At 64.8% G+C, this 17543-nt stretch carries 18 protein-coding genes and 1 pseudogene; 6 read left to right on the top strand and 13 right to left on the bottom strand.

Annotated features, from left to right (window positions below):
• Positions 1–7: 7 nt before the first annotated feature.
• The 5 genes and pseudogenes from RVY76_RS06000 to RVY76_RS05980 all read left to right on the top strand — a co-directional run bounded on the left by RVY76_RS06000 (position 8) and on the right by RVY76_RS05980 (position 3793).
• Positions 8–1135: a Gfo/Idh/MocA family oxidoreductase gene (locus tag RVY76_RS06000; RefSeq protein WP_317376475.1), complete on the top strand. Its 1128-nt coding sequence runs from the start codon at positions 8–10 to the stop codon at positions 1133–1135.
• Between the two features lie 143 nt (positions 1136–1278).
• Positions 1279–1482, top strand: a pseudogene (locus RVY76_RS05995) (twin-arginine translocase TatA/TatE family subunit); the annotation flags it as partial.
• Positions 1483–1584: 102 nt separating this feature from the next.
• Positions 1585–2064 carry a Sec-independent protein translocase protein TatB gene (gene tatB, locus RVY76_RS05990; protein ID WP_317376474.1) on the top strand — a complete coding sequence of 160 codons (480 nt, stop codon included), beginning with the start codon at positions 1585–1587 and terminating at the stop codon, positions 2062–2064.
• Complete coding sequence (tatC, locus tag RVY76_RS05985; RefSeq protein WP_317376473.1) at positions 2061–2963, top strand: twin-arginine translocase subunit TatC; 903 nt, start codon at positions 2061–2063, stop codon at positions 2961–2963. Before tatB ends, tatC begins: the two co-directional genes overlap by 4 nt.
• Positions 2960–3793 carry an ATP-binding protein gene (locus RVY76_RS05980; protein WP_317376472.1) on the top strand — a complete coding sequence of 278 codons (834 nt, stop codon included), beginning with the start codon at positions 2960–2962 and terminating at the stop codon, positions 3791–3793. Before tatC ends, RVY76_RS05980 begins: the two co-directional genes overlap by 4 nt.
• On the opposite strand, the gene RVY76_RS05975 is transcribed toward RVY76_RS05980, so the two are convergent.
• The 6 genes from RVY76_RS05975 to RVY76_RS05950 all read right to left on the bottom strand — a co-directional run bounded on the left by RVY76_RS05975 (position 3794) and on the right by RVY76_RS05950 (position 9357).
• The gene (locus RVY76_RS05975) at positions 3794–4951 is read right to left on the bottom strand and encodes a peptidoglycan DD-metalloendopeptidase family protein (RefSeq protein ID WP_317376471.1); all 1158 of its coding nucleotides are present in this window, start codon (positions 4949–4951) and stop codon (positions 3794–3796) included.
• Between the two features lie 100 nt (positions 4952–5051).
• A complete protein-coding gene (locus tag RVY76_RS05970) occupies positions 5052–5693 on the bottom strand; it encodes a protein-L-isoaspartate(D-aspartate) O-methyltransferase (protein WP_317376470.1) in 642 nt (213 codons plus the stop codon).
• Entirely contained in the window at positions 5690–6463 is a 774-nt protein-coding gene (gene surE, locus RVY76_RS05965; protein ID WP_317376469.1) for a 5'/3'-nucleotidase SurE, read from the bottom strand. The genes RVY76_RS05970 and surE overlap by 4 nt, the downstream gene beginning before the upstream one ends.
• Positions 6464–6523: 60 nt before the next feature.
• Positions 6524–7165, bottom strand: coding sequence for an SDR family NAD(P)-dependent oxidoreductase (locus RVY76_RS05960; RefSeq protein ID WP_317376468.1), 642 nt, complete (start codon positions 7163–7165; stop codon positions 6524–6526).
• Positions 7166–7212: 47 nt separating this feature from the next.
• A complete protein-coding gene (gene purF / locus RVY76_RS05955; RefSeq protein ID WP_317376467.1) occupies positions 7213–8679 on the bottom strand; it encodes an amidophosphoribosyltransferase in 1467 nt (488 codons plus the stop codon).
• 78 nt (positions 8680–8757) lie between these two features.
• Complete coding sequence (locus RVY76_RS05950) at positions 8758–9357, bottom strand: LysE family translocator (protein ID WP_317376466.1); 600 nt, start codon at positions 9355–9357, stop codon at positions 8758–8760.
• Positions 9358–9438: 81 nt separating this feature from the next.
• On the opposite strand from RVY76_RS05950, the gene RVY76_RS05945 reads away from it, so the two are divergent.
• On the top strand, positions 9439–9882 hold the full coding sequence (locus tag RVY76_RS05945) for an Lrp/AsnC family transcriptional regulator (protein WP_317376465.1): 444 nt from the start codon (positions 9439–9441) through the stop codon (positions 9880–9882).
• On the opposite strand, the gene RVY76_RS05940 is transcribed toward RVY76_RS05945, so the two are convergent.
• The 7 genes from RVY76_RS05940 to pyrC form a co-directional block, all read right to left on the bottom strand.
• Positions 9879–10433 (bottom strand): CvpA family protein, encoded by a 555-nt coding sequence (locus RVY76_RS05940; protein ID WP_317376464.1) that lies wholly within the window; start codon positions 10431–10433, stop codon positions 9879–9881. The genes RVY76_RS05945 and RVY76_RS05940 overlap by 4 nt on opposite strands.
• Before the next feature lie 12 nt (positions 10434–10445).
• Positions 10446–11813, bottom strand: coding sequence for a DNA repair protein RadA (radA, locus tag RVY76_RS05935; RefSeq protein WP_317376463.1), 1368 nt, complete (start codon positions 11811–11813; stop codon positions 10446–10448).
• 36 nt (positions 11814–11849) lie between these two features.
• On the bottom strand, positions 11850–12608 hold the full coding sequence (locus tag RVY76_RS05930) for a DNA repair protein (RefSeq protein WP_317376462.1): 759 nt from the start codon (positions 12606–12608) through the stop codon (positions 11850–11852).
• A gap of 129 nt (positions 12609–12737) precedes the next feature.
• Complete coding sequence (alr, locus tag RVY76_RS05925; protein WP_317376461.1) at positions 12738–13775, bottom strand: alanine racemase; 1038 nt, start codon at positions 13773–13775, stop codon at positions 12738–12740.
• 160 nt (positions 13776–13935) lie between these two features.
• Positions 13936–15432, bottom strand: a complete 1497-nt coding sequence (locus RVY76_RS05920) for a replicative DNA helicase (RefSeq protein WP_317376459.1) — start codon at positions 15430–15432, stop codon at positions 13936–13938.
• 149 nt (positions 15433–15581) lie between these two features.
• Positions 15582–16262, bottom strand: a complete 681-nt coding sequence (locus RVY76_RS05915) for an orotate phosphoribosyltransferase (protein ID WP_317376458.1) — start codon at positions 16260–16262, stop codon at positions 15582–15584.
• Between the two features lie 189 nt (positions 16263–16451).
• Positions 16452–17489: a dihydroorotase gene (gene pyrC, locus RVY76_RS05910; protein WP_317376457.1), complete on the bottom strand. Its 1038-nt coding sequence runs from the start codon at positions 17487–17489 to the stop codon at positions 16452–16454.
• Positions 17490–17543: the final 54 nt, after the last annotated feature.

The raw sequence follows: 17543 nt of genomic DNA, 5'->3' as shown, positions 1-17543 counted from the left end.
GAAAAAGATGTCCAAGGTCATACATTACGGGATCGTCGGCTGCGGCATGATGGGTCAGGAGCATCTGAGAAACATCGCGCTTCTGCCCGATGCCCGCGTCGCCGCCATCGTCGAACCAGATGCCGAGCAGGCGGCACTTGCCGCCGCGATGGCACCCGGCGCGCAATTCTGCAACGATATCGAGGCTCTCCTCGCGGTCGAACCGCTCGACTGCCTTCTCGTCGCATCGCCGAACCACATGCATCTCCAGCAGCTCGAGCAGATCGGACGGATCCGTCCGCTTCCGATGCTGATGGAAAAGCCGCTCTACAGCGACGAGGCGCAGGCCGCCCGGATCGCGTCTCTCGGTTATGCCGCACCGATCTGGGTGGCGATGGAGTATCGTTACATGCCACCGATCCAGGCGTTGATCGATCAGGTCGACGCGGCGACGGGCGGCCCACTCATGCTGACGATCCGCGAGCATCGCTTTCCGTTTCTCGAGAAAGTCGGCAACTGGAACCGCTTCAACGAGACGTCGGGCGGCACGCTGGTCGAGAAATGCTGCCACTTCTTCGACCTCATGCGCCTCATTCTCCGCTCGGAGCCCGTCCGCGTGATGGCCAGCGCGGGGCAGTCCGTCAATTTCCGCGACGATCGCATCGAGGGGCGTCAGCCCGACGTCTGGGACAACGGCTACGTCATCGTGGATTTCGAGAGCGGCGCGCGTGCAATGCTCGAGCTCTGCATGTTCGCCGAGGGCTCACGCTATCAGGAAGAGATCAGCGTCACGGGGCCCAACGGCAAGATCGAGGCGCTGGTGCCCGGTCCCACGCGCTTCTGGCCGGCACATCTCGGCGCGCCGCCGGTGCCCCAGGTCATCGTCAGCCCCAGATCTCCCAAGGGCCCGCAGATCGTCGACATTCCGGTCGATCCGACGCTGCTCGATGCGGGCGATCACAACGGCTCGACCTTCTATCAGCACGACCGGTTCCGCCGGGTTGTCATGGGCGAGGGCGCGGTCGAAGTCACGCTCGATGACGGGGCGCGGGCCGTGGCGATGGGGCATGCCGCGCAGAGATCTGCGATGACGGGGGAGGCCGTCGAGATCCCGGCTCCCGAAAGTGTACTTCGGAGCGTCGCCGGGGCCGTGTGACGCGGCGTAGCTGTCGGCGCTTTTCGGGTTCGTGGTCACGGCATCTCGCTTTGCGCCTTCACGTCGAAGGCTGCATGCCATAGATACGGTGCCGTGACACATTCGGCGGCATCCGAACGGCCGTCCGGCAAAGGAGAGAGCAGATGCTCAACAATATCGGCCTGCCCGGCCTTCTTCTGATCGCGGTCGTGGTGCTCGTCCTCTTCGGACGCGGCAAGATCTCGTCACTGATGGGCGAGGTCGGCAAGGGCATCACCGCCTTCAAGCGCGGCGTTAGCGACGGCGAGGCAGAGGAGTCCAAGTCCGACAACGCCCGCGAGATCTCGCCGCCCGAAAACGACAGCGAAGCATCGGCCCCCGGCCGCGCGACCGCGCATCGGAGCCCCGAAAGCACGCTCGACCCGGAGCGTCGCGGCTAAGCGCGCGATCGCGCGAAGGGGGCGCAGCCCATGTTCGATATCGGGATGACCGAACTTCTGGTCATCGGCATCGTCGCGTTGATCGTCGTCGGGCCGAAGGACCTGCCGGGCATGTTTCGTACGCTCGGCCGTTTTACGGGCAAGATCAAGGGGATGGCACGCGAGTTTCAACGCGCCATGGAGGACGCCGCGGACGAGTCCGGCGTGAAGGATATCAATCGGGACCTGAAGGGCCTGAGCAATCCCAAGAAATACGGTCTCGACAAGCTCGACGAGGCATCGAAGGCGTTCCAGAAATGGGAGCCGGGCAAGTCCCCGTCCTCGCGTCCGAAATCCGCGACCCCGCGAGCCGGTTCGCAATCCGCGACCGATCGGGCGAACCGCGAGGCGGCTGCCCGCGCGAATGACGAAACGGTGCCCGCCGCGCAGCCCGCGCCGGCCATGAAATCGACAGGCAACGCGGCGGAGTCGCCGCTCACCACAGAATCAGGCGGGGAAGACCGCGAATGAGCGCCGGAGACGAGATCGACGACAGTGCGGCACCACTGATCGAGCATCTGGCCGAGCTCAGAACCCGGTTGATCAAGTCCGTGATCGCCTTCACGATCGGCATGATCATCTGCTTCACGGTCGCGACCCCCATCTTCAACTTCCTGACCGAACCCCTCTGCAAGGTTCTGGCCGAGCGGGGTCAGGACTGCGACCTTATCTTCATATCGCCTCAGGAAGGGTTCTTCGTCGCGATCAAGGTCTCGCTTCTCGGCGGGCTCTTCCTCGCCTTTCCGGTCATCGCTGGGCAGATGTGGCGCTTCGTGGCTCCGGGGCTCTACAAGTCCGAGCGTGGCGCGTTCCTGCCGTTCCTGATTGCCTCGCCCTTCATGTTCATCCTTGGCGCGGCATTCGCCTTCTACGTCGTAACGCCGCTCGCCTACGACTTCTTCCTGGGATTCCAGCAATTCGGAGCGGAGGGAGAGGCGCTGACGCCCGAGGTTGGTGCGCCGCTTTCCGTGGTCTTCCAGGGCTCCGCGCAGGAATACCTGAACCTCACAATCAAGTTCATCGTGTCTTTCGGGCTCTGTTTCCAGCTGCCCGTCCTTCTGACTCTCATGGGCAAGGCGGGCATCGTTTCCGCACGTGGGCTGGCCGCCATGCGCAAATATGCAGTCGTGGGCATTCTCGTGCTCGCAGCGCTCGTGACGCCGCCCGACGTGATCACGCAGGTCATCCTGTTCGTCGTGGTCTACGGCCTCTACGAGATTTCCATCTTCCTCGTCGCGCGGGTCGAGCGCAAACGGGTCGCGCAGCTGCGTGAAGAAGGTGTGCTGGGCGAAAACGAGGACCTCTACGATTTCGACGCGGCCGAAGCGGAAGACGAACCCGAGCCTGAAGACGAAAGCAAACGACCATGACCGATCCGATGGCCCGGATTGCCGACGCGCTGGAGCGGATGTCGCCTCCGCCGCTCGACGCGCCCGATTTCGGCGGCGCGGACGCCTTCGTCTGGCACGTCTCGCCTGACCGTTTGCAACCGGTGCCCACGGTCAACCGGGTAGAGATGAACCTTCTCGTGGGGATCGACCGGTCGCGCGACACATTGCTTGAGAACACGCGGCAATTCGCGCGGGGCCTGCCTGCGAACAACGCGCTTCTCTGGGGCGCACGCGGCATGGGAAAATCAAGCCTGGTCAAGGCTATCCATGCCGAAGTTGCGAAGGACGCGCCGCTCAAGATCGTCGAGGTCCAGCGTGAGGATCTGCCCTCGATCGGCAGGCTTCTGCGGCATCTCAGGGCTGCGGCACATCGTTTCGTGCTTTTCTGCGACGACCTGTCGTTCGGGCATGACGACCAGCATTACAAGTCGCTGAAGGCCGTGCTCGATGGCGGGATAGAGGGACGGCCCGACAATGTCGTCTTCTACGCCACCTCGAACCGGCGTCACCTGATGCCGCGCGACATGATCGAGAACGAGCGGGCCAGTGCGATCTCTCCGACCGAAGCCACCGAAGAGAAGGTCTCGCTCTCGGATCGGTTCGGTCTCTGGCTTGGCTTCCATCCCTGCACGCAGGACGAGTATCTTGCGATGATCCGTGGATATTGCGACGCGCATGGCGTCGAGATCGACGACGCGACTCTGAGATCCGAGGCGATCGAATGGCAGGCCACGCGCGGCAGCCGGTCGGGTCGCGTCGCGTGGCAGTATTTCACCGATCTCGCCGGACGGCGCGGCGTCGCACTCTGATCATTCGAGGTAGTTTACGGGATCGACACTGTCGAAGCCCTCGCGCACCTCGAAATGCAGGAAGGCGGGATCGCTGTCGCGGATCCGTGCGACGGGCTGCCCACGGGTGACGCTGTCGCCGTTGCCGACGCTGATTCCCTCGACGCCTGCATAGACGGTCAGGATATCGCCGGGATGCCGGATGACGAGGATTGGGATCTGATCGGTATCGCGGGTGATCGCCGCGACGACGCCATCGCCCGCCGCGCGCACCGGCGTCCCGGGCGTTGCGGAAATGTCGATCCCGTCATTCTGCCCACGCGAGAACGGCCGAATGATCGGGCCCTGTACCGGAAAGGCGAAGCGTGCATCGCTCGTGCTTTCTTCGGTCATCTCGGAGCCCAGATCGGGAGAGTCGGGGCGTTCGGGCGGTTCCTGGTTGGCTGCCTCCTCGGGAAGGGGGGCCGCGGCCGACGGGGGAATCGGTGCGACCGATCCCGCGCCCGGTGCGCTTTCGGGCGGTGCAGACGGCGCGTCTGCAACGGGGATCAGCAGGTATTGCCCTTCGCGCACCGTGTAGTTCTCGTCGAGACTGTTCCACTGGCCCAGCGACTGCACCGGAACGCCGTATCGCCGCGCGATGGAAAATGCTGTTTCGCCACGGGCGACCTGATGGCGAACGGGTTCGCCGCCGCCGCCGCTTACCTGCGCGCGGTCGATGGCCGCGCCGGCCCGATCCTCGAGCGGTTGGGTGGTGACGGTTCCGGTGCCGAGCGCGCCGGGATTGGTGGGTGCGACCGCCCCGGTCGCGGGCGACGGCTCGCTGACGCGCCGTGGCAATGCGATGACCTCACCTTGCCGCAGCTCCACTCCGACAGGCGCACCGTTGTAACGGGCTAGTTCTTCGGCGGGAAGGCCCACGCGGGTTGCCACATCCGCCATCGTGTCGCCCCGACGCGCGATCGCCACCTGGTAGTTGGGATAGGAAATCACGCCGCGCGCATCGGGCTGAGGCGGCGCGGCCACGCCCTGACGCACGGCCGGCGCGGTGCTGAACCCGTCTACATTGCCGCGCAGATCGAGATCGAACCCCTCTCCGTTCCGATCGCAGGCCGCGACCGCGAGAATGGCGATCATCGCGATCGGCGCGCGCCGCAGGAGGAGGGGGGAATATGTCATCGCTCTGTCCTTGTCGGGATGCGCGACCTCTGCCGGGCCGGTTCGCATCGCGTGTTTTGCCTCGATCGGGGCAATCGGTCCCGTGCCATGCGCCCGCAGATTAGTCGCGTCCGATCCCCTCGAGCAAGGGCACGAAGCGCACGGATCGGAGATCGTCGTAATCGAATCCCCTTTCCGTCCGCGTGACCTTGATGAGGGTCTGGACCGAATCGCTCTGACCCACCGGTACGACCATGATGCCGCCGACCCGCAGCTCGGCCAGAAGGGGCCCGGGCGGATCTTCTGCGGCAGCAGTTACGAGAATGCGGTCGAAGGGAGCCTGATCGGCGAGACCGCGACTTCCGTCGGCGGTAAAGGCCGTGACGTTCGAGAGACCCAGCTCGTCGAAGACCTTGCGCGCCTCGCTGACGAGGCGACGATGCCGTTCGACCGTGTAGACGCGCCGCGCAAGGTACGAAAGCACCGCTGCCTGATACCCCGATCCCGTCCCGATCTCGAGCACCTTGTCGCGGGGTGTGACTGCGAGGGCCTGTGTCATCAGGCCCACGATCGACGGCTGGCTGATCGTCTGTCCGCAGGCGATCGGCAGCGGCATGTCGTCATAGGCGCGGTCGGTGAAAGTGCCGCGTACGAAGCGTCCCCGATCGACCTTTTCCATCGCGTCGAGGACACGCTTGTCGGTCACGCCGTTCGAGCGCAGCGTGAAGAGGAACTGCATCCGTGCGCCGGCATCGAAGCTCATGAAAGCGCGTCCGCGAGGGCCCCGAGCGTGTCGTGGCGGGTCAGGTCGGCCGTAAGCGGTGTGATCGAAACGTAACCGTCGAGATTGACGGCCGCGTCGCTGCCGGGTTCCGTCGCGCGGCTTTGATCCGCTCCCTTGACCCACAGAAACCGCCGGCCCGAGGGCGAAAGGTGCGGCTCAACGCTGAAGCCGTCGCCGCTTCGAAAGCCCTGCGCCGCAGCACGGAGGCCGCGAACGTCGGTGCCCGGACAGGGCGGAAAATTCACGTTGTAAAACGTACCGTAGTCACCCGTGCCCCAGAGATCCGCGTCGAGGATCGCGCGGATGGTCCGTTCGCCCCAGACCCGCGCCGCATCGAAGCCGTCGTCGAGATGCCGGTTGCCGGGGCCGTAGAACTGGCTGAGGGCGATGGACCTCACGCCCTGGAGCGCCCCTTCCATCGCCGCTCCGATCGTGCCGGAATAGAGCACGTTCTCGGCCGAATTGTTGCCGCGATTGACCCCTGACAGGATCAGGTCGGGCCGCCAGGGCAGGATGTCGTGAAGGGCGGCCAGCACGCAATCGGCGGGGGAGCCTTCGACGGCCCAAGAATGCTCGCCGACCTGACGGACCAGAGTGGGGTGGACGTAGTTCACGCAATGGCCGACCCCCGATTGCTCGAAGGCGGGCGCGACGGTCCAGACCTCGTCGCCCATGGCGCGCGCGATCTCTCCGAGCGCCACGAGACCGGGCGCGTCGATGCCGTCGTCATTGGTGATGAGGATACGCAAATCTACACCTGTTTCCGTGGGATCGCGCTTTCTTAGGTCAGGCGGGCCGCCCCGGCAAGCTCAGAGCAGGGCGAGAAGCCGCGCCGCCTCGCCTTCGCAGGTCGCAAGGGCGCTGCGATCCTCGCCCGGGAAAAAACGCGCGCGTGTGGCGGTCGGCATCGGTGCGGGGGAAAGGATCCGGACCCGCGGGCCGGTCCGCTCCGTTTCGGCCTGCCAGCAGCTGGCGAGTGCGATCTGCGCGGATTTCGACGCCGCGTAATGGCCGAAGAATTTCTGACCTGCCCGCGCATCGTCGAAGAACACAGCAGAGCCCGCGGGGGCCGCGTTCAAGAGCGGCTCGACCATCGGGATCAGTGTCGCGGTTGCTGTCGCGTTCGTACCGATACTCGAGGCCCAATCCTTGGCCGCGAGATGTCCCGCCGGGGCGAGCGGTGCGGCATGGACCGCCGTATGGAGCCACAGATCCACATGGCCCCAGCGGTCGTAGATCCCGCGGCAGAGATGCGCCATCGCGTCCGCATTCGTGATGTCCATGGGTGCGAGGGTCGCCTGACCGCCCTTTGCCTGGATGCGGTCGTCGAGATCCTCGAGCGCGCCCGTGGTGCGCCCGACGGCCACGATGTGATGCGTGTCGCAAAGCGCCAGAGCTAGCGCTGCGCCGAGCCCGCGCGATGCGCCGGTGATGAGTGCGATCTTGGTCATGGTGCCGCCTTTGGGGCGCTCTGCCGGATTGGTCAAGCGCTCTGCGTCTATTCCGCGGCCGTCTTCATCCGGAAACCCTTCTCGATCCGGTCGGATGGCGTCACGGGGTAGTCGCCCGAAAAGCACGCATCGCAATATTGCGGCGCGTCCGCGTTACGGCCACCGGCCTCGCCCACGGCCCGATACATTCCGTCGAGCGAGATGAAGCGAAGACTATCGACACCCAGATGCGCGCACATCTCGTCCTCGGACATCGAGGCTGCCAGCAGCTTTTCACGTTCGGGGGTATCGACGCCGTAGAAGCAAGGCCAGGCGGTAGGCGGACTCGCCACGCGGAAATGGACTTCGGCCGCGCCCGCATCGAGCAGCATTTCTCGAATCTTGACCGATGTGGTGCCACGTACGACGGAATCGTCGACCAGCACGACGCGCTTGTCCCGGATCAGTGCACGATTGACGTTGAGCTTCAGCCGGACGCCCATGTTGCGGATCTGCTCGGTCGGCTCGATGAATGTGCGGCCCATATACTGGTTGCGCACGATCCCCATCGCATAGGGAATACCAGATTCCTGGCTAAAGCCGATTGCGGCGGGCGTTCCACTGTCGGGCACCGGGCAGACGAGATCCGCTTCGGCGGGAGCCTCGCGCGCAAGCTCGACACCGATCTGACGGCGTGTCTCGTAGACCGAACGCCCGCCAAGCATCGAGTCGGGACGGGAAAAATACACATGCTCGAAGATGCAGAATCGCGGGCGCTGCGGCGCGAAGGGGCGGTGAGAGGCGAGCTCGCCGTTCTCGATGACCACCATCTCGCCGGGCTCGACCTCGCGCAGGAACTCCGCACCGCAGATGTCGAGCGCGCAGGTCTCGGATGACAGAACGTAGCCGTCACCGAGGCGTCCGAGAACGAGGGGTCGCACACCGAGCGGATCGCGCACGCCGATGAGCTTGGTGCGGGTCATCGCGACGATGGAGAACGCACCTTCGACGCGGCGCAGTGCATCCTGCATCCGCTCGGGCACCTTGCGCTGCAAGGAGCGTGCCATGAGGTGGATGATGCATTCGCTGTCGGAATTGCTTTGGAAGATCGAACCGCGTTCGATCAGCTCGCGGCGGAGCGCGTCTGCGTTCACGATGTTGCCGTTATGCGCGATCGCGGCACCGCCCATCGAGAACTCCCCGAAGAAGGGCTGCACGTCGCGGATCTGCGTGTTGCCCTTTGCGCCGCTCGTCGAATAACGCACATGCCCGATTGCGAGGGTGCCGGGCAGGGTGTCCATAAGCGATTGCTTGGTGAAGTTGTCGCGGACGTAGCCGAAGCGGCGCGCCGAATTGAAACCGTGATCGGGATGGTACGAGACGATGCCGCCCGCTTCCTGACCGCGATGCTGAAGTGCGTGAAGGCCGAGCGCCACGAAGTTCGCGGCATCGCCCACGCCCGAGACGCCGAACACGCCGCATTCCTCGCGCAGCTTGTCGTCGTCGAACGGATGGGACGGGGGTAGGGAACGCATATGCACTCTCCCGAATCTGGGGCGGCAGATTTGCGCTGTCTAGATCGTGTTGCGCCGACTGTCACCCTCGCTCGGACCTCAAGCCGCATTTATAAGCGTCGGCAGCAGCGAGAGGATCAGAAGCGCCGCCATGATCCAGTTGAAGAGACGCAGCACGAAGGGTGACGACAGAACCCTTCGGACCTGTCCACCAAGCAGCGTCCAGAGCGAGATGCACGGCATAGACACCACCCCGAACGTTGCCGCGACGATGAGGACCGCCGGAACCGAACGGTCGGCGGCATAGATCGTCACCGCGCTCAGTCCCATCGCCCACGCCTTGGGGTTGACCCATTGGAAGAGCGCGGCCTGCAGGAAACTCAAGGGCCGGCCGACAGCTTCGGCCTGGTCCGGCGGGGCCGCACGAGCGATCCGCCAGGCAAGATATAGCAGATATGCAAGGCTCAGGACCGTCAGAAGCGTGTAGCTCGGCGGCCAGGCGTCGAACACCCGCGTCACGCCCATCCCGACGAGCGCGATCATCAGGGCGAAACCTCCGGTGACCCCGAACATGTGCGGCAGGGTCCGGGCAAAGCCGAAATTCGCGCCCGATGCCATCAGCATCAGGTTGTTCGGGCCCGGCGTGATCGTCGTGACGACGGCATAGAGCCCGAGTGCAAGTATCTGGTCATGTGTCATGGTGGGACTATCGCCGCGCGATGATGGCATTATCAGCCGAAATGAGGCACGATCACCGTCTAAACGACGTGGATCGGTGCGATGGACGATTTTGACGACAGGATATTGCGTACTCTTCGCGCAGATGGGCGGCTCAGCAATCTCGCGCTTGCCGAACGCGTGGGGCTTTCGCCTTCGGCGACGTTACGCCGTGTCTCTGCTCTGGAATCACGGGGCGTCATCCGCGGCTATCGCGCGCGGATCGATCCCATGAAGGTCGGAAACGGGTTCGTCGCCTATGTCACCGTCGGGTTGGGCTTGCATACGAAGGCGGCGCAGCAGACCTTCGAAGCGGCCGTCGCGCATGCACCGGAAGTTGTGGAATGTCACAACACGACGGGTCCGTTCGAATACCTGCTGAGAATCGAGGCGCAGGACCTCGCCGCATACAAGCACTTCCATACCGAGGTGCTCGGAACGTTGCCGCAGGTCACGGCGCTCACATCCTATGTGGTGATGGGCAGCCCCAAGGATCTGCGCGACTAGAACTCGCAGACACCCACAAGCTGTTCGTATTGCGCGACGATCCAGCCGGGCGCGTCCGTGGGCATCGCCGCGTTCAGACCGTCCTGCGATCGCGCGAAGATGTTGGCGGTCCGGCTGTTATCGACCATAGGGATCGATTCGGACCCCGCGATGCGGTCGTAGACGACGAGGGCCACCGCGACGAGCAGGACCCCGCGCGCCGCCCCGAAGAGAAATCCCAGTCCCTGGTCGATGCCGCCGACCGCCGAATCGCGCACCGCCCCGGACAGGAGCGGCGTGAAGATCGATACGAGGACGAGCGCGACGGCAAAGACGACCGCAAAGGACGCGATGACCGACAACTCGCACGAATCGCCCAGGAAGTCCCCCACGACCGGCAGTTCCACGATCAGAGGCCGCGTGACCGGCGCAAAGACGAAGGCCGCAATCGCCGCAACGATCCAGCCGACGATCGCCATGACCTCGCGTACGAAACCGCGACTGTAGGCGAGAATGGCCGATATGACGATGACACCGGCCACGATGCCGTCGACGAGGGTAAAGCCTTGCATGGAAGTCTGTCCTTATCCGGCCCCGAACATGTCGCCCACGAGCGTGGCTAGGTCGGGATAGCTCTTGAGGCTCATCCCCGATCTCTCCGTCTTCTTTGCGGCGACGGGAGCGATGGCGCTGGAAAAACCAAGTTTCGCCGCCTCTTTCAACCTGTTTTCGGTCTGGGGGGCGGGACGGAGCGCACCCGAAAGGCTGATTTCCCCGAAAGTGACCGATTGCGGGGGCAGGGCCACGTCCTCACGCGCACTTAGAAGTGCGAGTGCCACAGCCAGATCGGCCGCGGGCTCGCGCACGCGCAGACCGCCCGCGATGTTGAGATAGACATCGAGCCCCGCGAACGGGATCGCGCAGCGCGCCTCGAGCACGGCCAGGATCATGGCGAGCCGCCCGGTATCCCACCCGACGGCCGAGCGGCGCGGCTGCGCGTGCGGCGTGGGGGCCACGAGGGCCTGGATCTCGCAAAGGACGGGGCGCGAGCCTTCGATCCCTGCAAAGACCGCAGATCCAGGCGACGGACGCTCCCTGTCGCCAAGGAACAGCGCCGAGGGGTTCGCCACCTCCCGCAGGCCGCCGCCCGTCATCTCGAAGACGCCGATCTCGTCTGCGGGACCGAAGCGGTTCTTGACCGCGCGCAGGATACGGAACTGGTGGCCGCGCTCCCCCTCGAAATAGAGAACCGTGTCCACCATGTGCTCGACCACGCGGGGGCCCGCGATCTGTCCTTCCTTGGTGACATGGCCGACGAGAACCACGCTGATCCCGTGGCGCTTGGCGAATGTGGTGAGCTCGTGCGCGGCGGCACGGACCTGGCTGACCGATCCGGGCGCGCTCTCGACGTTGTCGGCCCACATCGTCTGGATCGAATCGATGATGACGAGCTGCGGTTGCTCGGCCTCAAGGGTTGTCATGATCTCGCGCAGGTTCGTCTCTGCGGCGAGGCTGACCTCAGCCTGTCCGAGGCCGAGGCGCTGCGCCCGCATGCGCACCTGCGCGTTCGCTTCCTCGCCCGAGACGTAGATGACCTTGAGCCCCGATCCCGCGAAGGCCGCCGCCCCCTGCAGGAGCAGCGTCGATTTGCCGATCCCCGGATCCCCGCCCACGAGGATGGCCGAGCCGGGAACGAGGCCTCCGCCCAGGACCCGGTCGAGTTCGCCGAGACCGGATTGCGTGCGGGGCGGGGGGGCTTCCTCGGTCGCGAGATCGCTGAGGACCATGCCGCGACCGCGCTTCGTTCCGAGCGATTTTGAGGCCGGACCACCGCTCGAAAGTCCTGCATCCTCGACGATCGTGTTCCATGCGCCGCAGGCGTCGCAGCGGCCCGACCACTTGGTGTAGGACGCGCCGCAGGCGGTGCAGTGAAAACTGGGAGTTCGTGCCATGCGCCCTTGTGCCAAAGCCCCCATCGGGGAGCAAGCTCACTCGGCGGCGACGGGCTTTGACGGAAGGGCCACGACGCGGGCGCGGGGCCGGGTGAAGCCGAGTTCGGCCAGCAGATCGCCGTATTCCTCGGCCATCCGTGACAGGCGGCTCTGCTGCATTTCCTCCTCGATCGTCACTGTGTCCCGCTCGCGACGGAGGTCCTTGCAGGCGGCAAGCGCGCTGTCGATCCGCTCCTCGAATTGCGCGATCTCTTCGCGCCGCTGGGCGAGGAAACTGCGCGCACGGGCCAGGTTCTCGTCTCCGTAGGTATCCGCAAGTTCTCGCGAGGCATAGGACATCTCGGCCGCGGTCTCGAGCACATCGGGTTCCAGATGGCCGAGATCGGGATGACGGCGAAGGTACAGGATCCGCTCCTTCACGGCGTCGAACTGCTCGCGCAACGTGAAGGCATCGCCGCGATCGGCGGCATGGCAGATGCGATAGGCCTCGGCCACGTCGGACATGGAGATCGAGAAGTCACGATGCGTCCGCTCCAGCGCGAGCACCCGCCAGCCCGATGGCAGGCAAGCCGCAATCAGAAGCAGCAGGATCGAAAGGCCCGTCTGTACGAAGCCGCCAGCCTCGTGGGTCGTGTCGCCGAACTGCAGGGGCATCCGCAGCAGGGGCAGCCAGCCGAGGAAGCCCGCAAGAGTCAGAGCAGCGAGTGAAACTGCGAGGGTAGCGACGGTGATCGTTGCGATCCAGTGCAGAGTCGCGACGGCGCGGTGACTGGTGTTCGGAGTGATATACGACATTTCAATCCCCCATTACATACATAAGCGGTGATCCGCCTATCTGGGGGAAGTATATTTTTCGTGAGCAGTTCCGGATTAGCGGCGCGCATGGTTAATCGTGGTATGCGCGCCACATGCCGGAAATGGCCGTCAAACGTAGGTTCGGCGGTATCTCCGGCCCAGACTTGTCAGTATCTCGTAGCCGATCGTGCCGGCGGCATTGGCAAGATCGTCGACGCCCTGTTCATGCGACAGGATGTCGAGATGGGGTGGAACCTCGTCGAGATGGGTCACGTCGACCGTCAGCATGTCCATCGACACGCGGCCTGCGAGCGGGCAGGGCACGTCGCCCGCGAAGAGGATCGCATCCTCACCCATAGCGCGGATCAACCCGTCGGCATATCCCGCCTGCACGGTCGCGATCCGCATCGACACCTCGGCGACGAAGGCCGCGCCGTAGCCGATACTCTCGCCCGGATCGACATCACGAAGCTGGATGACCGGCGCGCTCAGTTGCACGACGGGACGTGCATCGGCGAAGGGCAGCCCGCCATAGAGACCGATGCCGGGCCGCGTCATGTCGAAATGATAATCCGACCCGAGCAGGGTTCCGCCAGTCGCGGAGAGCGATCGCGGGACGGACAATCCCTCGGTCATTTCGAGGAATTGCGCGAGCTGCCGTTCGTTCATGGCGTCGTCGGGATCGTCGGCGCAGGCAAGGTGGCTCATGACGAGCTTGGGCTTCTGGCTGAGGACGATCTCGCGCGCGGCGCGCCATTCGCTGGGTTCGAGCCCGAGACGGTTCATGCCCGTGTCTAGCTGAACGCCGAAGGGATGGACCGGAAGCGCCTCGAAATGCCGGGTGAGCTGTTCGATGGAGTTGAGAAGCGGCACGAGGTTCAGCTCGCGGATCATCTCGGTATCGCCCGCCATGTGGCCTGAGAACACGTGGATCGTGGGACCGCGGCCGACGGCGTGACGAAGCTCCGCGGCTTCCTCGGCCTGGGCGACGAAGAAGCTGCGCGCGCCTGCCCGGGCGAGGGCCTTTGCGACGCGATCGATCCCCAGACCGTATCCATCGGCCTTCACCACCGCGCCGGTTTCGGTCCCCGGTCCCGACAGCGCGTCGAGCGCCCGCCAGTTCGCCGCAAGCGCGCCGAGATCGATCTTAAGTCGTGCCGTTCCCATGATCGACCTTCGGTTTGGATCTGTCGCTAGGCGCGAGGTGCGCCCTCTCAAGTCGGGGGTGATAGCCCTATAGAAGCGCGTGGTAAATGCGACGATGTGCAGACGGGGCAGGCCAGGCGAAGACTGTTCCGCGCGCGAAACAGTCGCGGATTTCCGCCGCTCAGAAGTCCCGGTTCGCCCCCTGCTGCCAAGGCTGCACGAGATTGCCGAACCGCGTGAAGCGACCCTCGAAACTCAGATCGACGCTGCCGATGGGGCCGTGGCGCTGTTTGCCGATGATGACCTCGGCGCGACCGTGCAGGCGCTCCATCTCGTCCTGCCAGGTCGCCATCTTCTCGAGCTCGTGGTCGCTCGGTTTCTCGCGTTCCTTGTAGTATTCCTCGCGGAAGACGAACATCACCACATCTGCGTCCTGTTCGATCGAGCCCGATTCGCGCAGGTCGCTGAGCTGAGGACGCTTGTCCTCGCGGCTTTCGACCTGCCGGGAAAGCTGCGAGAGCGCGACAACCGGGATGTCGAGTTCCTTGGCGATGGCCTTGAGACCCTGCGAGATCTCGGAAATTTCGTTGACGCGGTTGGCGTCGCGACCGGTCCCCTTGATGAGCTGCAGGTAGTCGACGAAGAGTGCGTCGAGCCCGTGTTCGCGCTTGAGGCGTCTTGCCCGCGCGGCGAGCTGACTGATCGGCAGGGCGGGCGTGTCGTCGATATAAAGCGGGCAGGCCTCGAGACTTTTCGCGGCTTCGACGAAGCGGCGGAACTCGCCCTCGTTCATGTCGCCGCGCCGGATCTGCTCGGACGGAACCTCCGAGGCTTCCGACAGGATTCGCGCGGCAAGCTGCTCGGCCGACATTTCGAGGCTGTAGAACCCGACTACTCCGCCATCGACCGTCCCTTCGCTGCCGTCGGGGCGCGTCCCCTTGCGATAGGCCTTGGCAATGTTGAAGGCGATGTTCGTGGCGAGCGACGTCTTGCCCATCGAAGGTCGTCCGGCAAGGATGAGAAGGTCCGACTTGTGCAGACCACCGAGCTTGCGGTCGAGATCGACGAGACCCGTGCTGACGCCCGCGAGGCCACCCTCACGCTGATAGGCGGCGTTGGCGACGTTGACCGCGTCGGTCACGGCACGCAGGAACGACTGGAAGCCCTGAGTTGCCTGTCCGGCCTCGCCGAGCTGATAGAGCGCCTGTTCCGCGTCGACGATCTGGTCGCGCGGCTCGGATGAGACGTCCACCTTGGCGGCCTTGGCGGCAATGTCCCGCCCGAGCTGGATCAGCTTGCGGCGAATGGCGAGGTCGTAGATGAGCTGCGCATAATCCTTGGCGGCATAGCTTGCGATCGCGGCCCCCGCGAGGCGTACCAGATAGGCTGGCCCGCCCAGATCCGCGAGGCCGGGCTCATCCTCGAGGAACGCTTTCAGCGATACCGGAGACGCCACCTGGTTGCGCGCGATCCGGGCCGAGGCGACCTCGAAGATGCGCGCATGGACCGGGTCGTAGAAATGCGCCTCGGAGATAACGGCGGCGACGCGGTCGTAGATGTCGTTGTTGGTCAGGATGGCCCCGAGGAGCTGCTGCTCCGCATCGATGTTGTGCGGCAGCAGCTCGGCCTGATCCCCGCTTTCGCCGCCTTGTCCCGTAACGCGCGCGATCTCGTTCATGCCGATCCCTTCCTTCCGTCGATCCATCCGGCATAGCGCCGTGACGGGGGACGGGACAAGGAGGGATAAGTGCGTGACGGCGGTTCTCCTCCGACGTCACCGGGCAGCGATGGCTCCGCCCTGGCACGTTGGCCCAGGGCGGGGGACCGTCAGGCCGTCGCGCGCGCCGCCTGCCAGTCGCGCGGATCCTTCAGGAATGCCTCGACCGCGTCGATCGTCGTCGCATCGAATGCCTCACGCGCCCGGGCGACGTCCAGAACGTCCCACCAAGTGCACAGAGCATGGAGCTGCACGCCGTGCTGTCCAAGCGTGTCATTGGTTTCGGGGAAAATGCCGTAGCTGAAAATCACGGCCGTATGCGCGCAAGTTGCACCCGTCTCGCGAATTGCATCGACGAAGCTCAGCTTCGATCCGCCGTCGGTGGTCAGATCCTCGACCAGCAGGACACGATCGCCTTCGCGCATCTCGCCCTCGATCCGGGCATTGCGACCGTAGCCCTTGGGCTTCTTGCGGACATAGCTCATCGGAAGGGCCATCCGTTCGGCCACGAGCGCGGCAAAGGGAATGCCCGCAGTCTCGCCTCCGGCGATGTTGTCGAAGGCCTCAAACCCCGCTTCGCGATGAACGGTCAACGTCAGGAAATCCATCAGCGTCGATCTGATCCGCGGATGGGAGATGAGCTTGCGGCAATCGATATAGGTGGGCGACGGCAATCCGCTCGCGAGCGTGTAGGGCTCGTCGGGGCGGAAATGGACCGCGCCGATCTCGAGCAGCATGCCGGCGGTCAGCCGGGCGATCTCGTCCTTGGGCGGGAAAGAGCTGGGAATCATGCTTTGGGCTCCTCTTGCAATCCGCCTTTTCCTTAGGGGACCGCGCCGAGATGCGCGAGCGGATCTTGGGAACCCCGGGTCGGCATTCCGCGAACCGCTCCCCGATGAGCGACGAGGCCGCAGGCCATCGCCAGGCTTGAGTAAACCGATATGCTTGTGGCCAGAGAATGAAACCAAAGGCCGGTGGGCTTACTCGGCCACGCGCCAGTGAAGCGGCATCCCGGGGTCGAAAACCGTGACGGGACCCTCCTCGGTCGCGATCGAGGAGGGATAGGCGACAGGCGCGCCCTTCTCCATAACGATCCGATCCTCGTTCGGAGGAAGGCGGTAGAATGCGGGGCCGTTCAGCGATGCGAACGCCTCGAGCCGGTCGAGCGCACCCGCGGCTTCGAAGACTTCCGCAAGGATCGAAAGCGTGTTCGTCGCAGTAAAGCATCCCGCGCATCCGCAAGGTTGCAGCTTGGCCGTATCGAGATGCGGTGCGCTGTCGGTCCCGAGGAAGAATGACGCGTCCCCCGAGGTCGCCGCCTTGACAAGGGCGTGGCGATGCTCCTCGCGCTTGGCGACGGGCAGACAGTAGTAATGCGGCCGGATGCCGCCCGCGAGGATATGGTTGCGGTTGATGACGAGGTGATGGGTCGTGATCGTCGCGGCGATGTCGGCACCGCCCTCGCGCACGTAATCGACCGCGTCGCGTGTCGTCACATGCTCCATCACCACGCGCAGGCCGGGAATGTCGCGCCGGATCGGGTCGAGAACGCGGGTGATGAAGGTAGCCTCGCGGTCGAAAATATCGATTTCGGGGTCGGTCACTTCGCCATGAACGAGAAGCGGCAGCCCGATCTGCGCCATGTTCTCGAGCACGCGCCTCACCTTCGAAAAATCCCGCACGCCGGAGGCGGAATTCGTGGTCGCCCCCGCGGGATAGAGCTTCACCGCCGTGATCAGTCCGATATCGGCAGCGGCGCGCAGATCGCGCACGTCAGTCTCTTCGGTCAGATAAAGGGTCATCAGCGGGCGGAACTTCGACCCCGTCGGCTTTGCGGCGAGAATGCGGTCTCGGTATTCGGCGGCGTCACGAGCCGTCACGACGGGCGGCACGAGATTCGGCATCACGATGGCACGGGCGAAGTTGCGCGTCGTTTCGGGCAGGACGGCGCGCATCATCGCGTCGTCGCGCAGGTGAAGATGCCAGTCGTCGGGGCGGCGCAGGGTCAATCTATCCATGTCCGTATGCCTATCCGCAACGACGCGGGTGATCCATGTCGAAAACGCGTTTGG

This window comes from Palleronia sp. LCG004, assembly GCF_032931615.1.
GTDB lineage: Bacteria > Pseudomonadota > Alphaproteobacteria > Rhodobacterales > Rhodobacteraceae > Palleronia.
This window is presented reverse-complemented; position numbering and strand designations above follow the sequence as displayed.

Excerpts from the sequence above, each read along its gene's own strand:
- RVY76_RS06000 (WP_317376475.1), top strand. The coding sequence starts at position 8 with ATGTCCAAGGTCATACATTACGGGATCGTCGGCTGCGGCATGATGGGT.
- tatB (WP_317376474.1), top strand. The coding sequence starts at position 1,585 with ATGTTCGATATCGGGATGACCGAACTTCTGGTCATCGGCATCGTCGCG.
- tatC (WP_317376473.1), top strand. The coding sequence starts at position 2,061 with ATGAGCGCCGGAGACGAGATCGACGACAGTGCGGCACCACTGATCGAG.
- RVY76_RS05980 (WP_317376472.1), top strand. The coding sequence starts at position 2,960 with ATGACCGATCCGATGGCCCGGATTGCCGACGCGCTGGAGCGGATGTCG.
- RVY76_RS05975 (WP_317376471.1), bottom strand. The coding sequence starts at position 4,951 with ATGACATATTCCCCCCTCCTCCTGCGGCGCGCGCCGATCGCGATGATC.
- RVY76_RS05970 (WP_317376470.1), bottom strand. The coding sequence starts at position 5,693 with ATGAGCTTCGATGCCGGCGCACGGATGCAGTTCCTCTTCACGCTGCGC.
- RVY76_RS05960 (WP_317376468.1), bottom strand. The coding sequence starts at position 7,165 with ATGACCAAGATCGCACTCATCACCGGCGCATCGCGCGGGCTCGGCGCA.
- purF (WP_317376467.1), bottom strand. The coding sequence starts at position 8,679 with ATGCGTTCCCTACCCCCGTCCCATCCGTTCGACGACGACAAGCTGCGC.
- RVY76_RS05950 (WP_317376466.1), bottom strand. The coding sequence starts at position 9,357 with ATGACACATGACCAGATACTTGCACTCGGGCTCTATGCCGTCGTCACG.
- RVY76_RS05945 (WP_317376465.1), top strand. The coding sequence starts at position 9,439 with ATGGACGATTTTGACGACAGGATATTGCGTACTCTTCGCGCAGATGGG.
- RVY76_RS05940 (WP_317376464.1), bottom strand. The coding sequence starts at position 10,433 with ATGCAAGGCTTTACCCTCGTCGACGGCATCGTGGCCGGTGTCATCGTC.
- radA (WP_317376463.1), bottom strand. The coding sequence starts at position 11,813 with ATGGCACGAACTCCCAGTTTTCACTGCACCGCCTGCGGCGCGTCCTAC.
- RVY76_RS05930 (WP_317376462.1), bottom strand. The coding sequence starts at position 12,608 with ATGTCGTATATCACTCCGAACACCAGTCACCGCGCCGTCGCGACTCTG.
- alr (WP_317376461.1), bottom strand. The coding sequence starts at position 13,775 with ATGGGAACGGCACGACTTAAGATCGATCTCGGCGCGCTTGCGGCGAAC.
- RVY76_RS05920 (WP_317376459.1), bottom strand. The coding sequence starts at position 15,432 with ATGAACGAGATCGCGCGCGTTACGGGACAAGGCGGCGAAAGCGGGGAT.
- RVY76_RS05915 (WP_317376458.1), bottom strand. The coding sequence starts at position 16,262 with ATGATTCCCAGCTCTTTCCCGCCCAAGGACGAGATCGCCCGGCTGACC.
- pyrC (WP_317376457.1), bottom strand. The coding sequence starts at position 17,489 with ATGGATAGATTGACCCTGCGCCGCCCCGACGACTGGCATCTTCACCTG.